Source organism: Streptomyces sp. NPDC016562, assembly GCF_043076955.1.
GTDB lineage: Bacteria > Actinomycetota > Actinomycetes > Streptomycetales > Streptomycetaceae > Streptomyces.
This window is the reverse complement of sequence record NZ_JBIBRZ010000006.1, coordinates 47,795-67,328: the sequence shown is the minus strand read 5'-3', so window position 1 is coordinate 67,328 and position 19,534 is coordinate 47,795. Positions and strand designations below refer to the sequence as shown.

At 73.8% G+C, this 19,534-nt stretch carries 18 protein-coding genes; 12 read left to right on the top strand and 6 right to left on the bottom strand.

What is annotated here, in order from left to right; genetic code table 11:
• Positions 1 to 47: 47 nt before the first annotated feature.
• Positions 48 to 278 carry a DUF4287 domain-containing protein gene (locus tag ACF059_RS23930; RefSeq protein WP_360891558.1) on the bottom strand — a complete coding sequence of 77 codons (231 nt, stop codon included), beginning with the start codon at positions 276 to 278 and terminating at the stop codon, positions 48 to 50.
• 101 nt (positions 279 to 379) lie between these two features.
• On the opposite strand from ACF059_RS23930, the gene ACF059_RS23925 reads away from it, so the two are divergent.
• Positions 380 to 736 (top strand): hypothetical protein, encoded by a 357-nt coding sequence (locus ACF059_RS23925; RefSeq protein WP_392060469.1) that lies wholly within the window; start codon positions 380 to 382, stop codon positions 734 to 736.
• A gap of 19 nt (positions 737 to 755) precedes the next feature.
• Here the strand turns inward: ACF059_RS23925 and ACF059_RS23920 are convergent, their stop codons facing one another.
• The 3 genes from ACF059_RS23920 to ACF059_RS23910 all read right to left on the bottom strand — a co-directional run bounded on the left by ACF059_RS23920 (position 756) and on the right by ACF059_RS23910 (position 4,453).
• Positions 756 to 1,601, bottom strand: coding sequence for a hypothetical protein (locus ACF059_RS23920; RefSeq protein WP_392061194.1), 846 nt, complete (start codon positions 1,599 to 1,601; stop codon positions 756 to 758).
• Positions 1,602 to 1,890: 289 nt separating this feature from the next.
• A complete protein-coding gene (locus ACF059_RS23915; protein ID WP_361944035.1) occupies positions 1,891 to 3,111 on the bottom strand; it encodes an acetyl-CoA C-acetyltransferase in 1,221 nt (406 codons plus the stop codon).
• Between the two features lie 301 nt (positions 3,112 to 3,412).
• Entirely contained in the window at positions 3,413 to 4,453 is a 1,041-nt protein-coding gene (locus ACF059_RS23910) for an SGNH/GDSL hydrolase family protein (RefSeq protein ID WP_392060467.1), read from the bottom strand.
• Between the two features lie 291 nt (positions 4,454 to 4,744).
• On the opposite strand from ACF059_RS23910, the gene ACF059_RS23905 reads away from it, so the two are divergent.
• Positions 4,745 to 6,127 carry a cystathionine beta-synthase gene (locus ACF059_RS23905; RefSeq protein WP_361944071.1) on the top strand — a complete coding sequence of 461 codons (1,383 nt, stop codon included), beginning with the start codon at positions 4,745 to 4,747 and terminating at the stop codon, positions 6,125 to 6,127.
• 335 nt (positions 6,128 to 6,462) lie between these two features.
• Here the strand turns inward: ACF059_RS23905 and ACF059_RS23900 are convergent, their stop codons facing one another.
• Positions 6,463 to 6,828: a hypothetical protein gene (locus ACF059_RS23900; RefSeq protein ID WP_366865547.1), complete on the bottom strand. Its 366-nt coding sequence runs from the start codon at positions 6,826 to 6,828 to the stop codon at positions 6,463 to 6,465.
• 140 nt (positions 6,829 to 6,968) lie between these two features.
• On the opposite strand from ACF059_RS23900, the gene ACF059_RS23895 reads away from it, so the two are divergent.
• Positions 6,969 to 7,811, top strand: a complete 843-nt coding sequence (locus ACF059_RS23895) for a MurR/RpiR family transcriptional regulator (protein ID WP_366865546.1) — start codon at positions 6,969 to 6,971, stop codon at positions 7,809 to 7,811.
• Positions 7,812 to 7,844: 33 nt separating this feature from the next.
• On the top strand, positions 7,845 to 8,039 hold the full coding sequence (locus ACF059_RS23890; protein WP_392060464.1) for a hypothetical protein: 195 nt from the start codon (positions 7,845 to 7,847) through the stop codon (positions 8,037 to 8,039).
• Between the two features lie 108 nt (positions 8,040 to 8,147).
• On the opposite strand, the gene ACF059_RS23885 is transcribed toward ACF059_RS23890, so the two are convergent.
• A complete protein-coding gene (locus tag ACF059_RS23885; protein WP_392060460.1) occupies positions 8,148 to 9,512 on the bottom strand; it encodes a diaminopimelate decarboxylase in 1,365 nt (454 codons plus the stop codon).
• A 104-nt stretch (positions 9,513 to 9,616) separates the two neighbouring features.
• On the opposite strand from ACF059_RS23885, the gene hutU reads away from it, so the two are divergent.
• The 8 genes from hutU (at position 9,617) to ACF059_RS23845 (ending at position 19,451) form a co-directional block, all read left to right on the top strand.
• On the top strand, positions 9,617 to 11,281 hold the full coding sequence (gene hutU, locus ACF059_RS23880; protein WP_392060457.1) for a urocanate hydratase: 1,665 nt from the start codon (positions 9,617 to 9,619) through the stop codon (positions 11,279 to 11,281).
• A gap of 11 nt (positions 11,282 to 11,292) precedes the next feature.
• Complete coding sequence (locus ACF059_RS23875) at positions 11,293 to 12,483, top strand: allantoate amidohydrolase (protein ID WP_366865778.1); 1,191 nt, start codon at positions 11,293 to 11,295, stop codon at positions 12,481 to 12,483.
• Complete coding sequence (locus ACF059_RS23870; protein WP_392060454.1) at positions 12,480 to 13,817, top strand: formimidoylglutamate deiminase; 1,338 nt, start codon at positions 12,480 to 12,482, stop codon at positions 13,815 to 13,817. Before ACF059_RS23875 ends, ACF059_RS23870 begins: the two co-directional genes overlap by 4 nt.
• Positions 13,818 to 13,968: 151 nt before the next feature.
• On the top strand, positions 13,969 to 15,144 hold the full coding sequence (gene hutI / locus ACF059_RS23865) for an imidazolonepropionase (RefSeq protein WP_392060451.1): 1,176 nt from the start codon (positions 13,969 to 13,971) through the stop codon (positions 15,142 to 15,144).
• A 113-nt stretch (positions 15,145 to 15,257) separates the two neighbouring features.
• Positions 15,258 to 15,950 (top strand): LPXTG cell wall anchor domain-containing protein, encoded by a 693-nt coding sequence (locus ACF059_RS23860; protein WP_392060448.1) that lies wholly within the window; start codon positions 15,258 to 15,260, stop codon positions 15,948 to 15,950.
• Positions 15,951 to 15,967: 17 nt separating this feature from the next.
• Positions 15,968 to 17,014: a hypothetical protein gene (locus ACF059_RS23855; protein WP_392060445.1), complete on the top strand. Its 1,047-nt coding sequence runs from the start codon at positions 15,968 to 15,970 to the stop codon at positions 17,012 to 17,014.
• Complete coding sequence (locus ACF059_RS23850; protein ID WP_392060441.1) at positions 17,011 to 18,129, top strand: hypothetical protein; 1,119 nt, start codon at positions 17,011 to 17,013, stop codon at positions 18,127 to 18,129. Before ACF059_RS23855 ends, ACF059_RS23850 begins: the two co-directional genes overlap by 4 nt.
• Positions 18,126 to 19,451, top strand: a complete 1,326-nt coding sequence (locus tag ACF059_RS23845; protein WP_392060438.1) for a hypothetical protein — start codon at positions 18,126 to 18,128, stop codon at positions 19,449 to 19,451. The genes ACF059_RS23850 and ACF059_RS23845 overlap by 4 nt, the downstream gene beginning before the upstream one ends.
• Positions 19,452 to 19,534: the final 83 nt, after the last annotated feature.

The window sequence follows — 19,534 nt, the reverse complement described above, 5'->3', positions numbered from 1 at the left end:
CCTTCCCGCGTGTGGAACGCGAGGGGGTCGCAGTCGGGGACGGGGGTTCAGCCGAACCGGCGCGCGGCTCTGCGCAGGTCGTACTCGTGGATGATCGCCTTGGCCTGGCCGTACGACAGTTCGTGCGCACCGCGCAGCCAGCTGACCTTCTCCTCGAACCGGACGAGGGAGGGGCCTTCGTCGACGGTGCGGAGCCAGTCGGTGAGCTCACGACCGGTGGTCTGGGGGATTCTGTCGATCATGTTGCGGTGTGTCTGCTCGGAGAACTCTACGGACATGGGCGCCTCCGGAGGTATTGCCGTGCTGTTCTCTTCACGCCACCGTGCCGGACAGTTCGCCCGTTGGCAATGGTGCCCGGACGGCGCGTAAGGTCGGCCGGGTGCTTGATACCTCGCCCCTGACCGCCGTCGTGGAACGTTTCGCGGACCGGCTGCGGGCCGCGCCGCAGAGCCGCCTGCAGCAGGGAGCCGCCGCCGTGGCCCTGGAACTGGCCCGCGAGCTCTCCGTACGGGCGCAGCTGCTGGAAGGGCCCGCCGCGGCCCCCGCGGGGACGCCGCGTCAGATGCCGGACGAGGGGATCTTCGTCGTCGGCGACCAGGTGGCCGTGGCCGGGCTGGACCTCGCCGAGGCGCTGCGGGCCGCCGCGGCGGCCCCGGACGGCGCGAAGGCCCCGTCCGGGATGCTGGACGAGGCCGTGCGGCTGGTGGAACAGGCGGAAGCGCGGGCGCTGCGCTGACGCACCGCGGGGCGAGGGGTCAGAGCGAGGCGATGACCCGGTCCGCGAGGATGTAGACGTTGTTGTCGGGGTTCTCGGCGTCACCGCAGGAGAAGGTCAGCGCGTAGGCGCCGGAGATGCCCGAACCGCCCAGCAGGACCGGCGCGGTGCCCGAGCGCAGGGCCGTGGCCAGACGCTCCGCGGTCTCCCGGTGCCCGGGGGTCATGCACAGCGTGGTGCCGTCGGTGAAGACGTACACGTCGAGCGTGCCCAGCGGGCCGGGGCGGACGTCCGCGAGGGCCGTACGGGCCTCCGCGAGCTCCTCCAGGCGGTTCACGGTGCGCTCGTGGTCGGCGCCGGGGTGCTGCGCCTGGACCGGTACGAAGTCGGGGTGCGAGGGGTGGCGCCGGCGGGCGGCGGCGAGCTCGGCCGAGTCCTCCGGGTAGCCGGGGAGGTCGTCGAGGGAGTCCTCGCCGAGCACGGGCTCCAGACCCACCAGATCGGCCTGCCGGGGCAGGAAGACCGGGCTGTCCTCGCCGAGACCGGGCAGGCCGCCCAGGAGCGAGGTGGGGCTGTCCCCGGCGAAGCGCGGCGAGGAGGCGTCGGCGGCGTCCCGGGCCTCCTGCGCGGCCCAGAAGGCGCGCGCCTCGGCCAGCTCACGCTCGCGCTCCTCGGCGAGGGCCTCGGCGACGGCGGCTCGTATCTCGGCGGCGGGGGACTCCACGGCGCTGCGGGCGTGCGGGACGGCCACACCGCGGGGGTGGACCGGCATCGCGAGCTCGCTGCGCAGCGCGGTGACCTGCTTGCGCAGGGCGTGGACGGCGTGCAGCGCAGCAGCGCCCACGGCGGTGGCAGCGGCCGTGGTCAGCAGCAGGGCAAGAGACATGGCGCTCACTGACTAACTCCTGAGGTGATTCGATCCCCCGACTTCCTACATCAGAGTCTCCCGACCTGGGAATGGCGTGCAGTGCATTACGTCACGAATTGGACAGGTCTTTCGTCACACCCGTCCCCCCTGTACTGCCAGTGACCTGCGGGAATGCCGATCCCCCAGGACATAGGTCACATCCTGGGGGAGATTCGGTCACAGGTAGGCCGCGAAGGGATTAGACCCCGCGTCAGTACGCCGCAAGGGAGCGCGCCGGATCCCTTGCGGCGACTGGGCCGTGCGGGACCTAGCTGAGGCGCTCGATGACCATCGCCATGCCCTGGCCGCCGCCGACGCACATGGTTTCGAGGCCGAACTGCTTGTCGTGGAACTGCAGGCTGTTGATCAGGGTGCCGGTGATGCGGGCACCGGTCATCCCGAACGGGTGACCGACGGCGATGGCCCCGCCGTTGACGTTGAGCTTGTCCAGCGGGATCTCCAGGTCCCGGTACGACGGGATGACCTGGGCCGCGAAGGCCTCGTTGATCTCGAAGAGGTCGATGTCGCCGACCGTCAGCCCGGCGCGCTTCAGGGCCTGCTTCGAGGCCTCGACCGGGCCCAGGCCCATGATCTCGGGGGACAGGCCGGTGACGCCGGTGGAGACGATCCGGGCCAGCGGGGTCAGGCCCAGCTCGCGGGCCTTGGTGTCGCTCATGATGACCAGGGCCGCGGCGCCGTCGTTGAGCGGGCAGCAGTTGGCGGCCGTGACGAGACCGTCGGGGCGGAAGACGGGCTTGAGGCCCTGCACGCCCTCCAGGGTCACGCCGGCGCGCGGGCCGTCGTCGGTGGAGACGACCGTGCCGTCGGGGGTGGTGACCGGGGTGATCTCGCGGGCCCAGAAGCCGTTCTTGATGGCCTCTTCGGCGAGGTTCTGGGAGCGGACGCCGAACTCGTCCATGTCCTGACGGGTCACGCCCTTGAGGCGGGCCAGGTTCTCGGCGGTCTGCCCCATCGCGATGTACGCGTCGGGGATCAGGCCGTCCTCGCGCGGGTCGTGCCAGGACGCGCCCTCGCTCTGCGCGACGGCGGCCGTACGGGCCTCCGCGTCCGCGAAGAGCGGGTTGTGGGTGTCCGGCAGGCCGTCGGAGGAGCCCTTCACCGAGCGGGAGACCATCTCGACGCCCGCGGAGATGAAGACGTCGCCCTCGCCCGCCTTGATGGCGTGCAGGGCCATGCGGGAGGTCTGGAGCGAGGAGGAGCAGTACCGGGTGATGGTGGCGCCCGGCAGGTAGTCCATGCCCATCTGCACCGCGACGATGCGGGCGAGGTTGTGGCCCTGCTCGCCGCCGGGCAGGCCGCAGCCGAGCATCAGGTCGTCGATCTCGCGGGGGTCCAGCTCGGGGACCTTGGCGAGGGCGGCCTGGATGATCGTCGCGGTCAGGTCGTCCGGGCGGACGTCCTTGAGGGACCCCTTGAAGGCCCGCCCGATGGGGGAGCGGGCGGTGGAAACGATGACGGCTTCGGGCATCGGGACTCCAAGGGTGTGTTGCGGCTCTAAGCGGGACCGCAAGCGAAGTTACCGCCCCGTACGGTCCAGGTCACCGGGGGTGCGGTGTGATGCCGGTCGCTCCCGCGGGGGTGGCGGGTCCCGTGGCGGTGCCCGCGGCTTCCAGTCTGCCGCTGGTGCGGCGCCGTTGCGGGGGCTCCGCCCCCGCGCCCCCGCGCCTCAAACGCCGGCGGGGCTGGATGTGGGGGCTGCGGCGCTGGGCCCCGCGCCTCAAGCGCCGGCGGGGCTGGATGTGGGGGCTCCGGCCCCTGACCCCCGCGTCTCAAACGCCGGCGGGGCTGGAGCCTGTTGAGGCCGTGTCCGGGCCCGGGTGGGGTGGGGTGGGGAGGTCTTCGGCCTGGACGCGGCGGCGGCGGCGGTGTTTGAGGAGGACCCACGGGCCGCGGGCGGCCGTGACCTCCGTGCCCGCCTGGCCCGCGGCGGCCGAGGCGGCCTTGGCCACCGGGAGGATGTCCTCGTCGCGGGACACGTCCAGCCGGTCGGACTCCGGCCACAGGCCCAGGGCCGCGCACAGCGTCGGCAGCACGGCCATGGCGGCGGTCGCGTACCCCTCCGCCGACGGGTGGTAGGAGTCCGGGCCGAACATCTCGCGGGGGTTCGCGGCGAACTCCGGGCCCAGCAGGTCCCCCATCGAGACCGTACGGGCGCCCAGCGCGACCACTCCTATGGTCTGGGCGGCGGCCAGCTGGCGCGAGACCCGGCGGGCCAGCCACCGCAGCGGCTGGTACACCGGCTCGATCGTGCCCAGGTCCGGGCAGGTGCCCACGACGACCTCGGAGCCGGCCAGCCGCAGCCGCCGTACGGCCGAGGTCAGCAGCCGCACGGACTGGGTGGGCGGCATCCGGCGCGTCACGTCGTTCGCGCCGATCATGATCACGCACACGTGCGGAGCGGGCGCGCCGTCATCCAGCAGCAGCCCCACCTGCCGGTCGAGATCGTCGGACATGGCCCCCGACAGGGCCACGTTGCGCAGTTGCACCGGCCGCTCGGCCACCGCCGCCAGCCCCGAGGCCAGCAGGGCCGCCGGAGTCTGCCGGGCCCGCCGCACCCCCAGCCCCGCGGCCGTCGAGTCGCCCAGCATGCCCAGGTGCAGCGGGCCCGGGCTCTGCTCCGGTCCGCCGAACTCGCTCCCGTACAGCCCGTCCGCGCGCGGCGGGTCCGGCAGGCCCGTGCCCACCGTCCGCTTGGCGAACTGCATCTCCGCCAGCACCAGTCCCACCGCGGCGGCCCCGACCAGTCCGAGTCCGCCCCCGCCGTACGCTGCCCCCGCCGCGATCCGGCGGGCCGTTCTCGCCCTGGACACCCTTCAGGCCACCTCCTCGGTCCTCGTTGATCCCTAGGGGGTGTCCGGCGGATCACGGCCGGGCCCGGGTCGCCTGGCACCGCGCCTCGCCGCGTTCTCGTCGGTCGCCGATGCTCCGCATCGACTCCCTCCTCCGCCTTGCGATCCACGGCGCCAGGCGACCCGGGCCTTTCGGCCCTGATCCGCCGGACACCCCCTACCTGCCCCGTACGCACGGTCGGCCAATCCCTTTCCGCATACTCTGGCCGGACCTCCCGGAGAACCCGTGGAGTCCCCTCCTTGGAGAACATGGTGCAATTCCACGACTCGATGATCAGCCTCGTCGGCAACACCCCGCTGGTGAAGCTCAACCGTGTGACCGAAGGCCTCCAGGCCACCGTCCTTGCGAAGGTCGAATACTTCAATCCCGGTGGATCCGTCAAGGACCGGATCGCCGTACGGATGATCGAGGCCGCCGAGCAGAGCGGAGCCCTCAAGCCCGGTGGCACCATCGTGGAGCCGACCAGCGGCAACACGGGTGTAGGACTCGCCATCGTGGCCCAGCAGAAGGGCTACAAGTGCATCTTCGTCTGCCCTGACAAGGTGTCGATGGACAAGATCAACGTCATGCGCGCGTACGGCGCCGAGGTCGTGGTCTGCCCGACCGCCGTCGACCCCGAGCACCCGGACTCGTACTACAACGTGTCCGACCGCCTCGCGCGCGAGCCCGGCGCCTGGAAGCCCGACCAGTACAGCAACCCGAACAACCCCCGTTCGCACTACGAGACCACGGGCCCCGAGCTCTGGGAGCAGACGGACGGGAAGATCACCCACTTCGTCGCGGGCGTGGGCACGGGCGGCACGATCTCCGGTACCGGCAACTACCTCAAGGAGGTCAGCGGCGGCAAGGTCAAGGTCATCGGCGCCGACCCGGAGGGCTCGGTCTACTCGGGCGGCTCGGGCCGTCCCTACCTCGTCGAGGGCGTCGGCGAGGACTTCTGGCCGACCGCCTACGACCCCAACGTCACCGACGAGATCATCGCGGTGTCCGACAAGGACTCCTTCCAGATGACCCGCCGGCTGGCGAAGGAGGAGGGCCTCCTCGTCGGCGGCTCCTGCGGCATGGCCGTCGTGGCCGCGCTCAAGGCCGCCGAGGGCCTGGGCCCGGACGACGTGGTCGTCGTCCTGCTCCCGGACAGCGGCCGCGGCTACCTCAGCAAGATCTTCAGCGACGAGTGGATGGCGAGCCACGGCTTCCTGGAGGAGGCCGGCCCGTCCGCGCGCATCGGTGACGTGCTCGCCGACAAGGAGGGCGGCATCCCCTCCCTCGTCCACATGCACCCCGAGGAGACCGTGGGCGAGGCGATCGAGGTCCTGCGCGAGTACGGCGTCTCGCAGATGCCGATCGTCAAGCCGGGCGCCGGTCACCCCGACGTGATGGCGGCCGAGGTCATCGGCTCGGTGGTCGAGAAGGAGCTGCTGTCGGCGCTGTTCGCGCAGCGGGCCTCCCTGAACGACCCGCTGGAGAAGCACATGAGCGCGCCGCTGCCGCAGGTCGGCTCCGGCGAGCCGGTGTCCGAGCTGATGTCGGTGCTCGGCGAGGCGGACGCGGCGATCGTGCTGGTCGAGGGCAAGCCGACCGGCGTGGTGAGCCGTCAGGACCTGCTGGCGTTCCTGGCGAAGTCCGCCAAGTAGCCGGTACGGGGCGCGTAGCCGTTACGGGGCCGCACGCGGGCGACGCGCAATCGGTACGGGCCCGTCACGTGACGGCAGCACCCGCTTAACACGGCTCCGGCACAGTGGTGGTTGTCGGCAGGGAGGCCCGGGAGACCGGACTCCGGCCGACACCACCGAACGGCGTTCGCGCACCTCCGGAGCGGCTCCCGGAGCGTGCGGACGCCACGGACGCGGACGGCCCTGACCCGGCCGTGTCCTTCGCGGGGACCGCCGTCGTCCCGCCCCTCGGGCGACCGAGGGTGCGGCGGTCCCCGCGCCAAACCTCCGCGTGTTCCGGGCCCGCCGCGGCGGGCCTACTCGGCGGACCCCCGCCGGAGGCGGCCGGCGTGGATGAGGTTCACGCCCACGATCCCGGCCCAGGCCACCACCAGCCCCGACAGGTGGGCCTGCGCGGCGGCGATGGCCGACAGCGGGATCGCCAGCACCAGCGTGACGATGGCGAAGCCGAAGCGTTCGCCGAAGTTCCCCTCCGCCGCGGCGGGACCGGCCGCGCCGCGCGCGGCGGCCAGGCGTTGCTCCGCGAGCCGGCGCCGGACCTGGGTGTCGACCTTCTCGACGAACGAGTCCACCAGCGCGGCCTCGTACTCCGGCCCCAGCTCCCGCCGGGCGTCCATCGTGGCGTCGAGTTCCTTCTTCAGCTCTTGGGCGTGGGCGTCCATGCCCCCACGGTAGGAACCGCCCGACGGCCGGGCACGGGGGCTAGCCCCCGTATTCGGATCGCGGGCGCGGCTTGCCCCCGCTGCATAACCGCATGCAGAGTGCTCCGTGACTGAATAATTCACCGGGACGGAGGGGCGCCATGAGTGACAGCCCGGCAGCGCGGCTGCAGAAGCTGTTCGAGGGGCACCGGCTGACGCCGACCCAGCGGCGGATCGCGCACTGCATGGTGCGCGGGGCGGCGGACGTGCCCTTCCTGTCGAGCGTGGAGCTCGCCGAGCTGGCCGGGGTGAGCCAGCCTTCCGTGACCCGGTTCGCCGTGGCGCTGGGCTTCGACGGGTACCCCGCGCTGCGCCGCCACCTGCGCGAGGTCGCTCCCGCCGAGCGGGCGGGCGGCGGGCACGAGGACGCGTACAACGAGTACCAGCAGGCGGTCCAGGGGGAGATCGAGAACCTGCGCCGGCTGTCCGTGATGCTCGCCGATCCCGCGCCGGTCCAGGAGGCGGGGCGGCTGCTCGCGGCGTCGAGCCCGCTGCCGGTGCTGGGACTGCGGGCGGCGTCCTCGCAGGCGCGCGGGTTCGCGTACTTCGCCGCCAAGGTGCATCCGGACGTACGCCTGCTCGACGAGGGCGGCTCCATGATGGAGGACCGGATCGACGCCGCCCTGTACGAGGGGGCCACGGCGCTCCTGTGCTTCGCGCTGCCGCGCTACCCCCGCGAGCTCGTGGAGACCCTGGAGCGCTCGCGTGGGGCCGGGCTGACCGTGGTGACGGTCGCGGACTCGGCCTTCGCGCCGGTGGCCCGCCACTCGGACCTGCTGATTCCGGCGCCGGTCGGGACCGGGCTGGCCTTCGACACGGCGTGCGCGCCGATGCTGCTGGGGCGGGTGCTGTTGGAGGCGATGGCGGACGCCCTGCCGGACGCGCAGGCCCGGCTGGAGGCCTTCGACGCGCGGGCCGCCGCGCGCGGGCTGTTCGTGGAGTAGGCCGCTCAGCGGTAGTCGAGCTCGGCCAGCTCGGTGGCCAGGCGGGTGCGCAGGGCCGGGACGCGGGACGAGCGGGCCGAGCGGGTGGCCGGCCTGGTCTCCGCCCAGCTGCTGGGGCTGGCCCTGGCCCGCTATCTGCTGCGCCTGCCGGGGGTCGTCTCGCTGACCCCGGACGACCTCGTGCAGGGCCTGGCCCCGGCCCTGGCGGCCACGGTGTCGGCCCCCTGAGGCCGCCGCCCGCCCGCGGGCCCGCTTCCTGGGGCTCGGCCCCGGACCCCGCGCCTCAAGCGCCGGCGGGGCTGGGTTGAGGGGCGAAGGGCTCCGCGCGGCGGTGGGCTACAGCAAGGCGTCGCGGAACGCGCCGCCCGCCTCCGCGACGATCGCGGACGTGTCCTGTGCCGGCCGCACCAGGCTGAAGCGCACCCCCGCCGAACTCACGGTGAAGCCGTACACCGCCGGGCGCGGCAGGCTGTTGTAGCCGTAGTGGGCGGTGAAGAAGTACGCGCCCGTGTCCGGCACACCGATCAGGTCGCCGGGAACGAGTCGCGGCAGCTCCCGGGCCGTCGCGAGGAGGTCCCCCGCGAAGCAGGCCGGGCCCGCGACGTCCTGGGCCACCGGGTCGCCGGTCTTCGGGGCGCCCTTCGCGTCGTACGGCAGGATCCGCACCGGCCAGGCCGCCGGGGCGTAGGCGGTGCGGGTCGCCAGTTGGACCCCGGCGTGGGTCAGGGCGATCGGGCGGCCCCCGCTGGTCTTGGTGTACTCGACCCGCGCCAGGACCAGGCCGTTCTTGGCGAGCAGGGACCGGCCGAACTCCGTGACGATCCCGTACGAGCCGTCGAGGAGCCCGGGGGCCGCCTCGCGCAGCGCGGCCACGTACTGCGCGTACGTCGGGGTCTGCTCGTCCGAGGTGAAGTTCACCGGCAGGCCGCCGCCGATGTCGAGGGTGTCGACCTGGCGGCGCCCGGCCGCCGCGTTGATCTCCTCGGCCAGTGCGTGCAGCTCCCGTACGCCTTCCGCGATGAGGGGCAGCGGCAGGCCCTGGGAGCCCGAGTGGACGTGCAGGCGGGTGAGCCAGGGCCGCTCCCGGTAGGCCCGCACGAGCCACTCGCGCGCGCCCGGATCGCGCAGGGCCACGCCGAACTTCGAGGTGGCCGTGGCCGTGGACAGGGCGCCGATGGTCCCCGCGCCCGTCTGCGGGTTGATCCGGATCCCGATCGGGGCCGGCGCGGGGCCCGAGCCGACGAGCGCGTCGAGGCGGGCCAGCTCCTGCGCGTTGTCGGCGTTGAGGGCGATGCCCAGGGCCAGGGCCTCCCGCAGCTCGGCCGCCGTCTTCGCGGGGGAGTCCAGGACCGTCCGCGCGGCGGGGACGCCCGCGGCCCGGGCCAGCGCCAGCTCGCCGGGGCTGGCCACCTCGCAGCCGAGCCCGGCGTCGGCGAGCAGCCGCAGCACCGGCACGAGGGGGGCCGCCTTGACCGCGAAGGCGTGCAGGACGGGGGTGCCCGGTGCCACGGCGTCCGCGAAAGCGCTGGTCAGGGCGGCGGCGGAGGCCCGGATCCCGGCGACGTCCAACAGGCAGGCCAGCGGGTCGGCGTCCAGCAGCCCCTGCTCGACGGCGGCGCGTACGGCCAGGTCCCGGCGCGCGGCGGCGCCCCCTCCCGCGCGCCCTCCCTCGTGCTCTCCCGCGTGCGTGGTGGCAGCCATGTCCGCCATCCCATCATCCGACGGGGCCGCGCGCAGGTGTTGACTGAATCTATTCAGGACGCGAGGATGTGAATAGATTGACCAACATCGGAGGAGGCACCGCCATGTCAGGACCCCGCCCCGTACGTGCCGCGCGAGGCACCGAGCTCAGCACCCTGGGATGGCAGCAGGAGGCCGCGCTGCGGATGCTCCAGAACAACCTCGACCCCGAGGTCGCCGAGCACCCCGACAAGCTCGTCGTCTACGGCGGCACCGGCAAGGCCGCGCGCGACTGGCGCTCGTACGACGCGATGGTCCGCACCCTCCAGACCCTCAAGCAGGACGAGACGATGCTCGTCCAGTCCGGCCGCCCGGTGGGCGTGATGCAGACCCACGAGTGGGCGCCGCGCGTCCTGCTCGCCAACTCCAACCTCGTCGGCGACTGGGCCAACTGGGAGGAGTTCCGCCGCCTGGAGAACCTCGGCCTGACCATGTACGGCCAGATGACGGCCGGTTCGTGGATCTACATCGGCACCCAGGGCATCCTCCAGGGCACCTACGAGACCTTCGCCGCCGTCGCCGCCAAGAAGTTCGGCGGCACCCTGGCCGGCACGATCACCCTCACCGCCGGCCTCGGCGGCATGGGCGGCGCCCAGCCGCTGGCCGTGACGATGAACGACGGCGTCGCGATCTGCATCGACGTCGACCCGCGCGCCATCGAGCGCCGCATCGAGCACCGCTACCTGGACGTCAAGGCGAACGACCTGCGCCACGCGCTCCAGCTCGCCGTCGAGGCCCGCGACGCCCGCAAGCCGCTCTCCATCGGCCTCCTCGGCAACGCCGCCGACCTGCTCCCGCAGATGCTGGCCGAGGGCGCGCCGATCGACATCGTGACGGACCAGACCTCCGCCCACGACCCGCTGGCCTACCTGCCGACCGGCGTCGACTTCGAGGACATGGCCTCCTACGCCGCCAAGGACCCGGCCGGCTTCACCACCCGCGCCCGCGAGTCCATGGCCAAGCACGTCGAGGCCATGGTCGGCTTCATGGACGCCGGCGCCGAGGTCTTCGACTACGGCAACTCCATCCGCGGCGAGGCCCAGCTGGCCGGCTACGACCGCGCCTTCGCCTTCCCCGGCTTCGTCCCCGCCTACATCCGCCCGCTCTTCTGCGAGGGCAAGGGCCCCTTCCGCTGGGCGGCGCTCTCGGGCGAGGCCTCGGACATCCACAAGACCGACAAGGCGATGCTGGAGCTCTTCCCGGAGAACGAGTCCCTGCACCGCTGGATCAAGATGGCCGGCGAGCGGGTCCACTTCCAGGGCCTGCCCGCGCGCATCTGCTGGCTCGGCTACGGCGAGCGCGACAAGGCCGGCGAGCGCTTCAACGAGATGGTGGCCGACGGCACCCTCGCCGCGCCGCTCGTCATCGGCCGCGACCACCTCGACTGCGGCTCGGTGGCCTCCCCGTACCGCGAGACCGAGGCCATGCTCGACGGCTCCGACGCCATCGCCGACTGGCCGCTGCTCAACGCCATGGTCAACGTGGCCTCCGGCGCCTCCTGGGTCTCCATCCACCACGGCGGCGGCGTCGGCATGGGCCGCTCCATCCACGCGGGCCAGGTCACCGTCGCCGACGGCACCCCGCTGGCCGGCGAGAAGATCCGCCGCGTCCTGACCAACGACCCGGGCATGGGCGTCATCCGCCACGTCGACGCCGGATACGACATCGCCGAGTCGGTCGCCGACGAGCGCGGCGTCCGCGTCCCCATGCGCGAGGGCGACTCCGCGTGACCTTCCACGACATGTGGGCCGAGCTCGCACCCATCGGCAAGGACGCGGGCAGCGGCGGCTACCGCCGCTACGCCTGGAGCGGCGCCGACGCCGACTGCCGGACCTGGTTCCAGGCACAGGCCGAGGCCCGCGGGCTGACGTACGAGACCGACCGCAACGGCAACCAGTGGGCCTGGCTCGGCGACCCCCTCGCGGGGGACGCCGTGGTCACCGGCTCGCACCTGGACTCCGTCCCCGACGGCGGGGCCTTCGACGGCCCCCTCGGCGTGGTGTCCTCCTTCGCGGCCCTGGACGAACTCCGCAGGAGGGGCGCGGAGTTCTCCAGGCCGCTGGCCATCACCAACTTCGGTGACGAGGAAGGCGCCCGCTTCGGCCTCGCCTGCGTCGGCTCCCGGCTCGCCGCCGGGCAGCTGACCAAGGAGAAGGCGTACGAGCTGCGCGACGCCGACGGCATCAGCCTGCCCCAGGCCATGGAGGCCGCCGGCTACGACCCGGACGCCATCGGGGCCGACCCCGAACGCCTGGGCCGCATCGGCGCCTTCGTCGAGCTGCACGTGGAACAGGGCCGTGCCCTGGACCTGTCCGGGGACCGGGTCGGCATCGCCTCCGCTATCTGGCCGCACGGCCGCTGGCGGTTCGACTTCCACGGCGAGGCCAACCACGCGGGCACCACCCGTCTGGTCGACCGCCGCGACCCGATGCTCACGTACGCGGCGACCGTCCTGGCCGCCCGTACGGAGGCGGCCCTCGCCGGTGCCGTCGCCACCTTCGGGAAGATCTCCGTCGAGCCCAACGGGGTCAACGCCATCCCGTCCCTGGTGCGCGGCTGGCTCGACTCCCGCGCCGCCGACCAGGCCACCCTCGACACGGTCGTCACCGCCATCGAGAAGGCCGCGCGCGAGCGCGCCGACCAGGACGGCATCGACCTCGCGATCGTCCGGGAGTCCTTCACCCCGGTCGTCGAGTTCGAGCACGCCCTGCGCGACGAGCTCAACCGGATCCTGGGCGGGGCCGTCCCCGTCCTGGGCACCGGGGCGGGACACGACGCCGGAATCCTCTCCGCGGCCGTCCCGACCGCGATGCTGTTCGTACGGAACCCGACCGGCGTCTCCCACTCCCCGCGGGAGTTCGCCGCCGAGGACGACTGCGTGGCCGGCGTCCTCGCCCTCGCCGACGTACTGGAAGGACTCGCGTGCCGGTGACGACGACGTACTGGCTGGAGCACGCCTGGCTCGACACGCACGTCGAGCCGGGCGTCGCCCTGGAGGTGTCCGCCGACGGGCGGATCGCCTCGCTCGCGACCGGGACCGCGGGCCCGCCGCCGGGCGCCGAGGTGCTGCGCGGGCTGACGCTCCCCGGCCTGGCCAACGCGCACTCCCACGCCTTCCACCGGGCCCTGCGCGGCACGGTCCAGGTGGGCTCCGGCACCTTCTGGACCTGGCGCGAGGTCATGTACTCCGTCGCCCAGAACCTCACCCCGGACGCGTACTTCGCGCTCGCCCGGGCCGTGTACGCGGAGATGGCGCTGGCCGGCATCACGGCCGTCGGCGAGTTCCACTACGTGCACCACGCCCCCGGCGGCGCCCCCTACGCGGACCCCAACGCCATGGGCGAGGCCCTGATCGCGGCCGCCGCCGAAGCCGGCATCCGCATCACCCTCCTGGACACGGCCTACCTCTCGGCCGGTTTCGGAGAGCCCCCCAACCACCACCAGCTGCGCTTCAGCGACGGCACCGCCGAGGCCTGGGCCGAGCGGGTCTCCGCGCTCAAGGGGCGCGAGCACGCCCGGATCGGCGCCGCGATCCACTCCGTACGGGCCGTCCCCGCGGACCAGCTCGCCACCGTCGCGCAGTGGGCCCACGACCGCAGGGCCCCCCTGCACGTCCACCTCTCCGAGCAGACCGCGGAGAACGACGCCTGCCGGGCTGCGCACGGCCGCACCCCGACCGAGCTCCTGGCCGACCACGGGGTGCTCGGCCCTCGCACCACCGGCGTCCACAACACGCACCTCACGGACACCGACATCGCCCTCCTGGGCGGCGCCGCGACCGGCACCTGCATGTGCCCCACCACCGAACGCGACCTCGCCGACGGGATCGGCCCGGCCGTGCGGCTCCAGCGGGCCGGCAGCCCGCTGTCGCTGGGCAGCGACAGCCACGCGGTGATCGACCTGCTCGAAGAGGCCCGCGCGATGGAGCTCAACGAGCGCCTGGCCAGCCGTACGCGGGGCCACTGGACGGCCGCGGCGCTGCTGCGGGCGGCCACCGCCGACGGACACGCGGCGCTGGGCTGGGACGAGGCGGGCCGCCTGGAGGCGGGCGCGCTCGCGGACTTCACCACGATCGCCCTGGACTCCGTCCGCACGGCGGGGCCGGTGGCGCGGCTGGGCGCGGAGACGGCGGTCTTCGCCGCCTCCGCCGCCGACGTCCGCCACACGGTGGTCGGCGGCCGCCACGTCGTCCGCGACGGCGCCCACACCCTGGTCCCCGACGTCCCGTCGGCCCTGGCCGAGACCATCGCGGCCCTCCGCGCCTGACGGGCGCCTGCGGCGGGCCCTTCCACCCCGAGGGCTCCGCCCCCGGACCCCCGCGCCTCCATCGCCGGCGAGGCTGCAAGTTCAGCCCCTCCGGCGTTTGAAGAGCGGGGTCTGGGGCGGAGCCCCAGGAACTCGACGATCGCGAGGAACCATGACCACCACCGCAATCACCAACATCGGCAGCCTCGTCACCAACGACCCCGCCCTGGGTGAGGGCCCCCTCGGCCTCCTCCAGAACGCGGCGATCGTCATCGAGGACGACAAGATCGCCTGGGTCGGCCCCGCCGCCAAGGCCCCGGGCGCGGACGAGACCTTCGACGCCGACGGCCGCGCCGTCATCCCCGGCTTCGTCGACTCCCACTCGCACCTCGTCTTCGCCGGCGACCGCACCGCCGAGTTCAACGCCCGCATGTCCGGCCGCAGCTACTCCGCCGGAGGCATCCGCACCACCGTCGCCGCCACCCGCGCCGCCACCGACGCCGAGCTCGAAGCCAACCTGCTGCGCCACCTCCACGAGGCCCGCCGCCAGGGCACCACCACCTTCGAGACCAAGTCCGGCTACGGCCTCACCGTCGCCGACGAGGCCCGCGCCCTGCGCATCGCCGCCGCGCACACCGAGGAGGTCACCTACCTCGGCGCGCACATCGTCTCCCCGGACTACGCCGACGACCCGGCCGGCTACGTCGACCTCGTCACCGGCGAGATGCTGGAGGCCTGCGCCCCGTACGCCCGCTGGGTCGACGTCTTCTGCGAGAAGGGCGCCTTCGACGGCGACCAGGCCCGTACGATCCTCACCGCGGGCGCCGCCGCCGGGCTGATCCCGCGCGTCCACGCCAACCAGCTCTCCCACGGCCCCGGCGTGCAGCTCGCCGTCGAGCTCGAAGCCGCTTCCGCCGACCACTGCACCCACCTCACCGACGCCGACGTGGACGCCCTGGCCCAGGCGGCCGCGACCACGGTGGCGACCCTGCTGCCCGGCGCCGAGTTCTCCACCCGCGCCCAGTGGCCCGACGCCCGGCGCCTGATCGACGCGGGTGCGACCGTCGCCCTGTCCACGGACTGCAACCCCGGCTCCTCCTACACCAGTTCCATGCCGTTCTGCATCGCGCTCGCCGTCCGCGACATGGGGATGACCCCCGACGAGGCCCTCTGGTCGGCCACCGCCGGTGGGGCCCGAGCCCTGCGCCGCACCGACGTCGGCGTCGTCACCCCCGGCGCCCGCGCCGACCTGGCCCTGCTGGACGCCCCGAGCCACGTCCACCTGGCCTACCGCCCCGGCGTCCCGCTCGTTTCCGCCGTGTGGCAGAAGGGTCTGCGCGTCCACTGACGAACGGGCGATCCCGGCCCGTCCTTTGTCTTCCCTCCGTAAGGGCCCGGGCGTACCTTGAGCCACTCATCTGATGTGTCGTCAGTTATCTGTGGTCCGAGGGGAAGACGAAGGTGTCCGACCGGAAACGCTCCACCGCGCTCGCGCTGGCCTCCGCGCTGGCGGCCGGACCGGCGGTCCTGCTGGCCGCGCCCGCGGCCCAGGCCGCCGTCGTCGACGTCGCCTACGACTGCAAGACCCCGATCGGGGACAAGTCGGCGGTCTCGCCCATCGACATCAAGGCCGTCAAGGACGGCGACGCCTACAAGCTCACGATGTCCTTCCAGAAGGGCGTCTCCTCCAGCCCCATCGAGCTCGGCAAGGGCGCGATGAGCCCCAGCGCCGTGATCCTCGTCGGCGGCGCCGAGAAGGTGTCGGTGCCGGTCTCCGGTCCGCCCAACCCCGAGGCCGCGCCCGCCGACACGCCCATCAAGATCACCGACCTCTCGGGCACCTACACGCCCAAGAAGAGCGGCAAGGTCACCTTCACCGCCGGGGTGCTCACCATCAAGGCGATGGGCACCACGACCACCTGCACCCCCGGCAACAGCCCCGGTCCGTCCCTCGAACTGGACGTGACGGCCGCCGGCGGCGGCGGTACGCAGTCCGGGGGCGCCACTCAGGGCGGCGCCGGGGGCGACACCCTCCCGCAGACCGGACCGGCCGACTCCGCCCTCGCCCTCGGCACCCTCGGCGGCACCGTGCTGCTCTCCGGCGCCGCCGGCGTGCTCTGGCTGACCCGGCGCGGCCAGCGGGCCCGGTCCTGAACGGAGCGCCCCCGGCCATGCACGTGCTGCTCCCCGCCCTCAAGCGCGCCGGTGTCCTCCTGCTGACCACCGCCGCGCTGTACGCGACCCCGGCGGCCCCCGCGTACGGCGCGTACGGCGCGGCCGCCGACGAGCCGGGCTGGACCGCCGAGCCCGTGGCCGGATCCGGGGCCGCCCGCCCGTACTTCTACCTCGCGGGCGACGCGGGCACCGTACTGGAGGACCGCCTGGCCCTCGCCAACACCAGCGACCGGGCGCACACCGTCACCCTGCGCGGCGCCGACGCCTACAACACCGCCGACGGCGCCTTCGCGGTGCGGCCGGGGCGGCCCCCGGTCACAAGCGACGCGGACACCGCCGAGGGCCCCGGCGCCGGCGCCTGGATCAGCTTCGGCGCGGGCGCCACCGTGACGGTCCCGCCCCGCACCCGCGCGGTGGTCCCCTTCACGGTCACCGTGCCGCCCTCCTCCCCGCCCGGAGACCACCCCGCCGCCGTGGTCGCCACCGAGGCGGGCCGAGAGGTGGGCGTACGGGTCCACCTGCGGGTCAGCGGCCCCACGCTGGCCGCGCTCACCGTCGAGGACGTCGCCGTGCACGGCCGGGGCGCCGCCGCGCGGGTCGCGTACACCCTGGTCAACCGGGGCAACGTGGCGCTCGCCCCCGAGCTCGCGGTCAGGGCCGAGGGGACCTTCGGCCGGGAGCGGGCAGGCGCCCCCCGGCCCCTGCCCGTCGAGCTGCTCCCGGGCCGGCGGGTCCGGCTGACCGAACCCTGGCCCGCGGCCCCCGCCCTGGACCGGGTCGCCTTCACCCTCACGGTCACCGCCCCGGGCGCGGCCCCGGCCACGGGCTCCGCCGCGGCCTGGTTCACGCCCCGGCCGGGCGCCGGGTGGGCGGGGGCCGGCCTGCTCCTGCTCGGCGGCGGCGCGGTGGCCGCACTGTTCCTCGTACGGCGACGGCGGCTCCGGGGCGGCGGCGCGCCCGGGCCCGGACCGGGTGACGGGGAGCGGCCCGATCCGGGGAGCGAAGCCGCGGCGGACCACGAACTGACGGGAGCAGCCAGGTGAGCGGCAGGATCGAGCGGTTCGCCGCGACGGCGCTGGCGGTACTGGTGGTACTGGCGGCCGCGGCCCTCGCGCTGCTGCCCGCGGCCCCGGCCGCCGCCGACGAGGGCAAGCCCACCGCGGCGCTCTCGCTCCAGGAGGCCGGCCCCGGCACCGAGATCACCGTCACCGGAACCGGCTGGCGCCCCAAGACCCTGGTGATGCTGCTGGTCTGCGGGCAGAACATGATCGGCGGCACCAACAGCTGCGCCAACGCCGACGGCGCGGCCGTCTCGGTCGGCGACGACGGGCACTTCACCGGCTCCCTGGCGGTGGTGGCACCGCCCAAGCCCTGCCCCTGCGTCGTCAACGTGACCTCCGTCAACGGCGACCAGTCCACCGTCTCCGCACCCCTGAAGATCACCGGCCACCCGGTGGCCGAGCTGCCCGCCGCCTCCGGCACGGCCCGCCTCGCCCTGCTCACCGGGGTCCGGCTGGAGGGCGAGGACGGGGTGCTGACCTGGTTCGGCGCGCCGCCCGGCCGCAGGTTCAAGGTCACCGTCGGCAACCTCGGCTCGGCCCCGGTCAAGGACCCGGTCTTCCAGCTCGGCACCGCCCACGGGGTGTTCGCCCCGCTGTGGGAGGAGGTCCGCTGGAAGGGCACCATCCCGCCGGGGGGCAAGGCGGAGATCGCGCTCGACGTCAGCCTCGCCGCGGGCGCGTACGGGGACTACACGATCTCCCTCAAGTACGGCGAGACCGTCATGGCCACCCAGCCCTGGGGAGTGGACCGGCCGTACGGAGTGTTGCTCTTCTGGGGTCTGCTCCTGCTGGTGATCCCGGCCGCGCTCTTCCGTATCGGCATGGCCGTCGTCGACCGGGTCCGGCCCCGCCGGGTGCCCGCGGCGGGCCGCCACCGCGGAGCCCGGCCCGCCGAGGAGGCATCGGCCGTCACTGCCCGGCTGCCCCGGCTGTCCGCCCTGCGGGCCGGCGCGCCCGCCCGCCCGGAGCAGGCGGCCGGGCCCCCTGAGACCCCCACGGCGGTCCTGCCGTGGTTCACCCCGGACAGCGCGCCGGAGACAGCACCACAGACGTCCGCACCGTCTGAGAACCGTTCGACGACGAAGGGACACCAGTGAAGACCCAACGGAGGGTGAGCGCGGCCGTGGTCGCGCTGCTGCTCGGCGGCGCGGGCCTTGCCACAGCGGCTTCTCCCGCTCAGGCCGCGGACGCCACGTACAAGGTCAAGTGCGTGCCGCCGGCCGGCGGCGGCGACCCGGTGGAGGGCGAGACCACCGCCAAGGTGACGGCCCCGGCCACGGCCAAGGTCGGTGACGAGGTCGACGTGTCCTGGGAGACGGTCAAACCGGCCTCGAACAACACGGACCTGATGGACATCCCGAAGGACTCGGTGCAGCCCACCGGCTGGATCACGGTGGGCGGCGGGGGCGGCGAGCTGAAGGTCGTCGGGGAGAAGAAGAACCCGCCGATCCCCAAGAAGGCCCCCATGCAGATGTCGACCATGAAGGGAAAGCTGAAGCTCACCAAGGCCGGCAAGATCACCCTGACGCCCGGCAAGTACGAGGTCGCCGTCACCTTCTCCTTCGGCACCTTCGTCACCAAGTGCGCGCCGACGGGTGAGGTGAAGGGCGGGGCCACCATCGACGTGTCCGCCGGCTCCACCGGCGGGACGACGAACGGCGGCACCACCACCGGCGGTACGACCTCGGGCGGCACCACGACCGGCGGCACGACCTCGGGCGGTACGACCACCGGCGGTACGACCTCCGGCGGGACAACCGGAGGCACCACCGGCGGAGGCGGCGGCCAGACCGACTTCCCGGGCAAGGCCGTCGAGGTGGCCTTCGACTGCGGGCCGGTCGTGCCGGGCGGCATCAAGACCCCGGTCACGATCAACGCCAAGAAGAACGGCGGCAGCTACGACCTGACGGTCAAGACCGCCAAGGGCGCGATGGCCGCGCCCATGGCCCTGCCCGCGGGAGCCCTCAAGCCCTCGATGGCCGTCAAGCTCGGCGGGGCGGACAGCGGCACGGTCAAGGTCGCCGGCCCGGCCAACGCGGAGCCGATCCCCGACAAGGCCCCGGTCAGCCTCAGCGACATGACCGGCACCTACAAGCCGGGCAAGACCGGCAAGGTCACGCTGAGCCCGGACCAGCTGACGATCGACGTCACGATGGCCCCGGGCGCCACACCGATCAACGTCCCCTGCAAGGCGACCAGCAGCGGCGTCTCGCTGGAGCTGGACACCACCGCGCAGGCGGGCGGCTCCGGCTCCTCGACCTCCACCACCGGCAGCACCACCTCGGGCGGCCTCGCCGAGACCGGGGCGCAGGACGAGGGCGGCATCAAGGCCCTGGCCCTGGTCGCCGGCACGGTGATCCTGCTCGGCGGCGCGGTGTTCACCTTCACCCCGTGGCGCCGCCTGCGCGGCACCCGGTAGCGGCACCAGGCAGCGGCGCCCGGAGCGGCACCTCCCGTACGCGGGAAAACGGGACGGCCCGGCACGCCTTTCGGTGTGCCGGG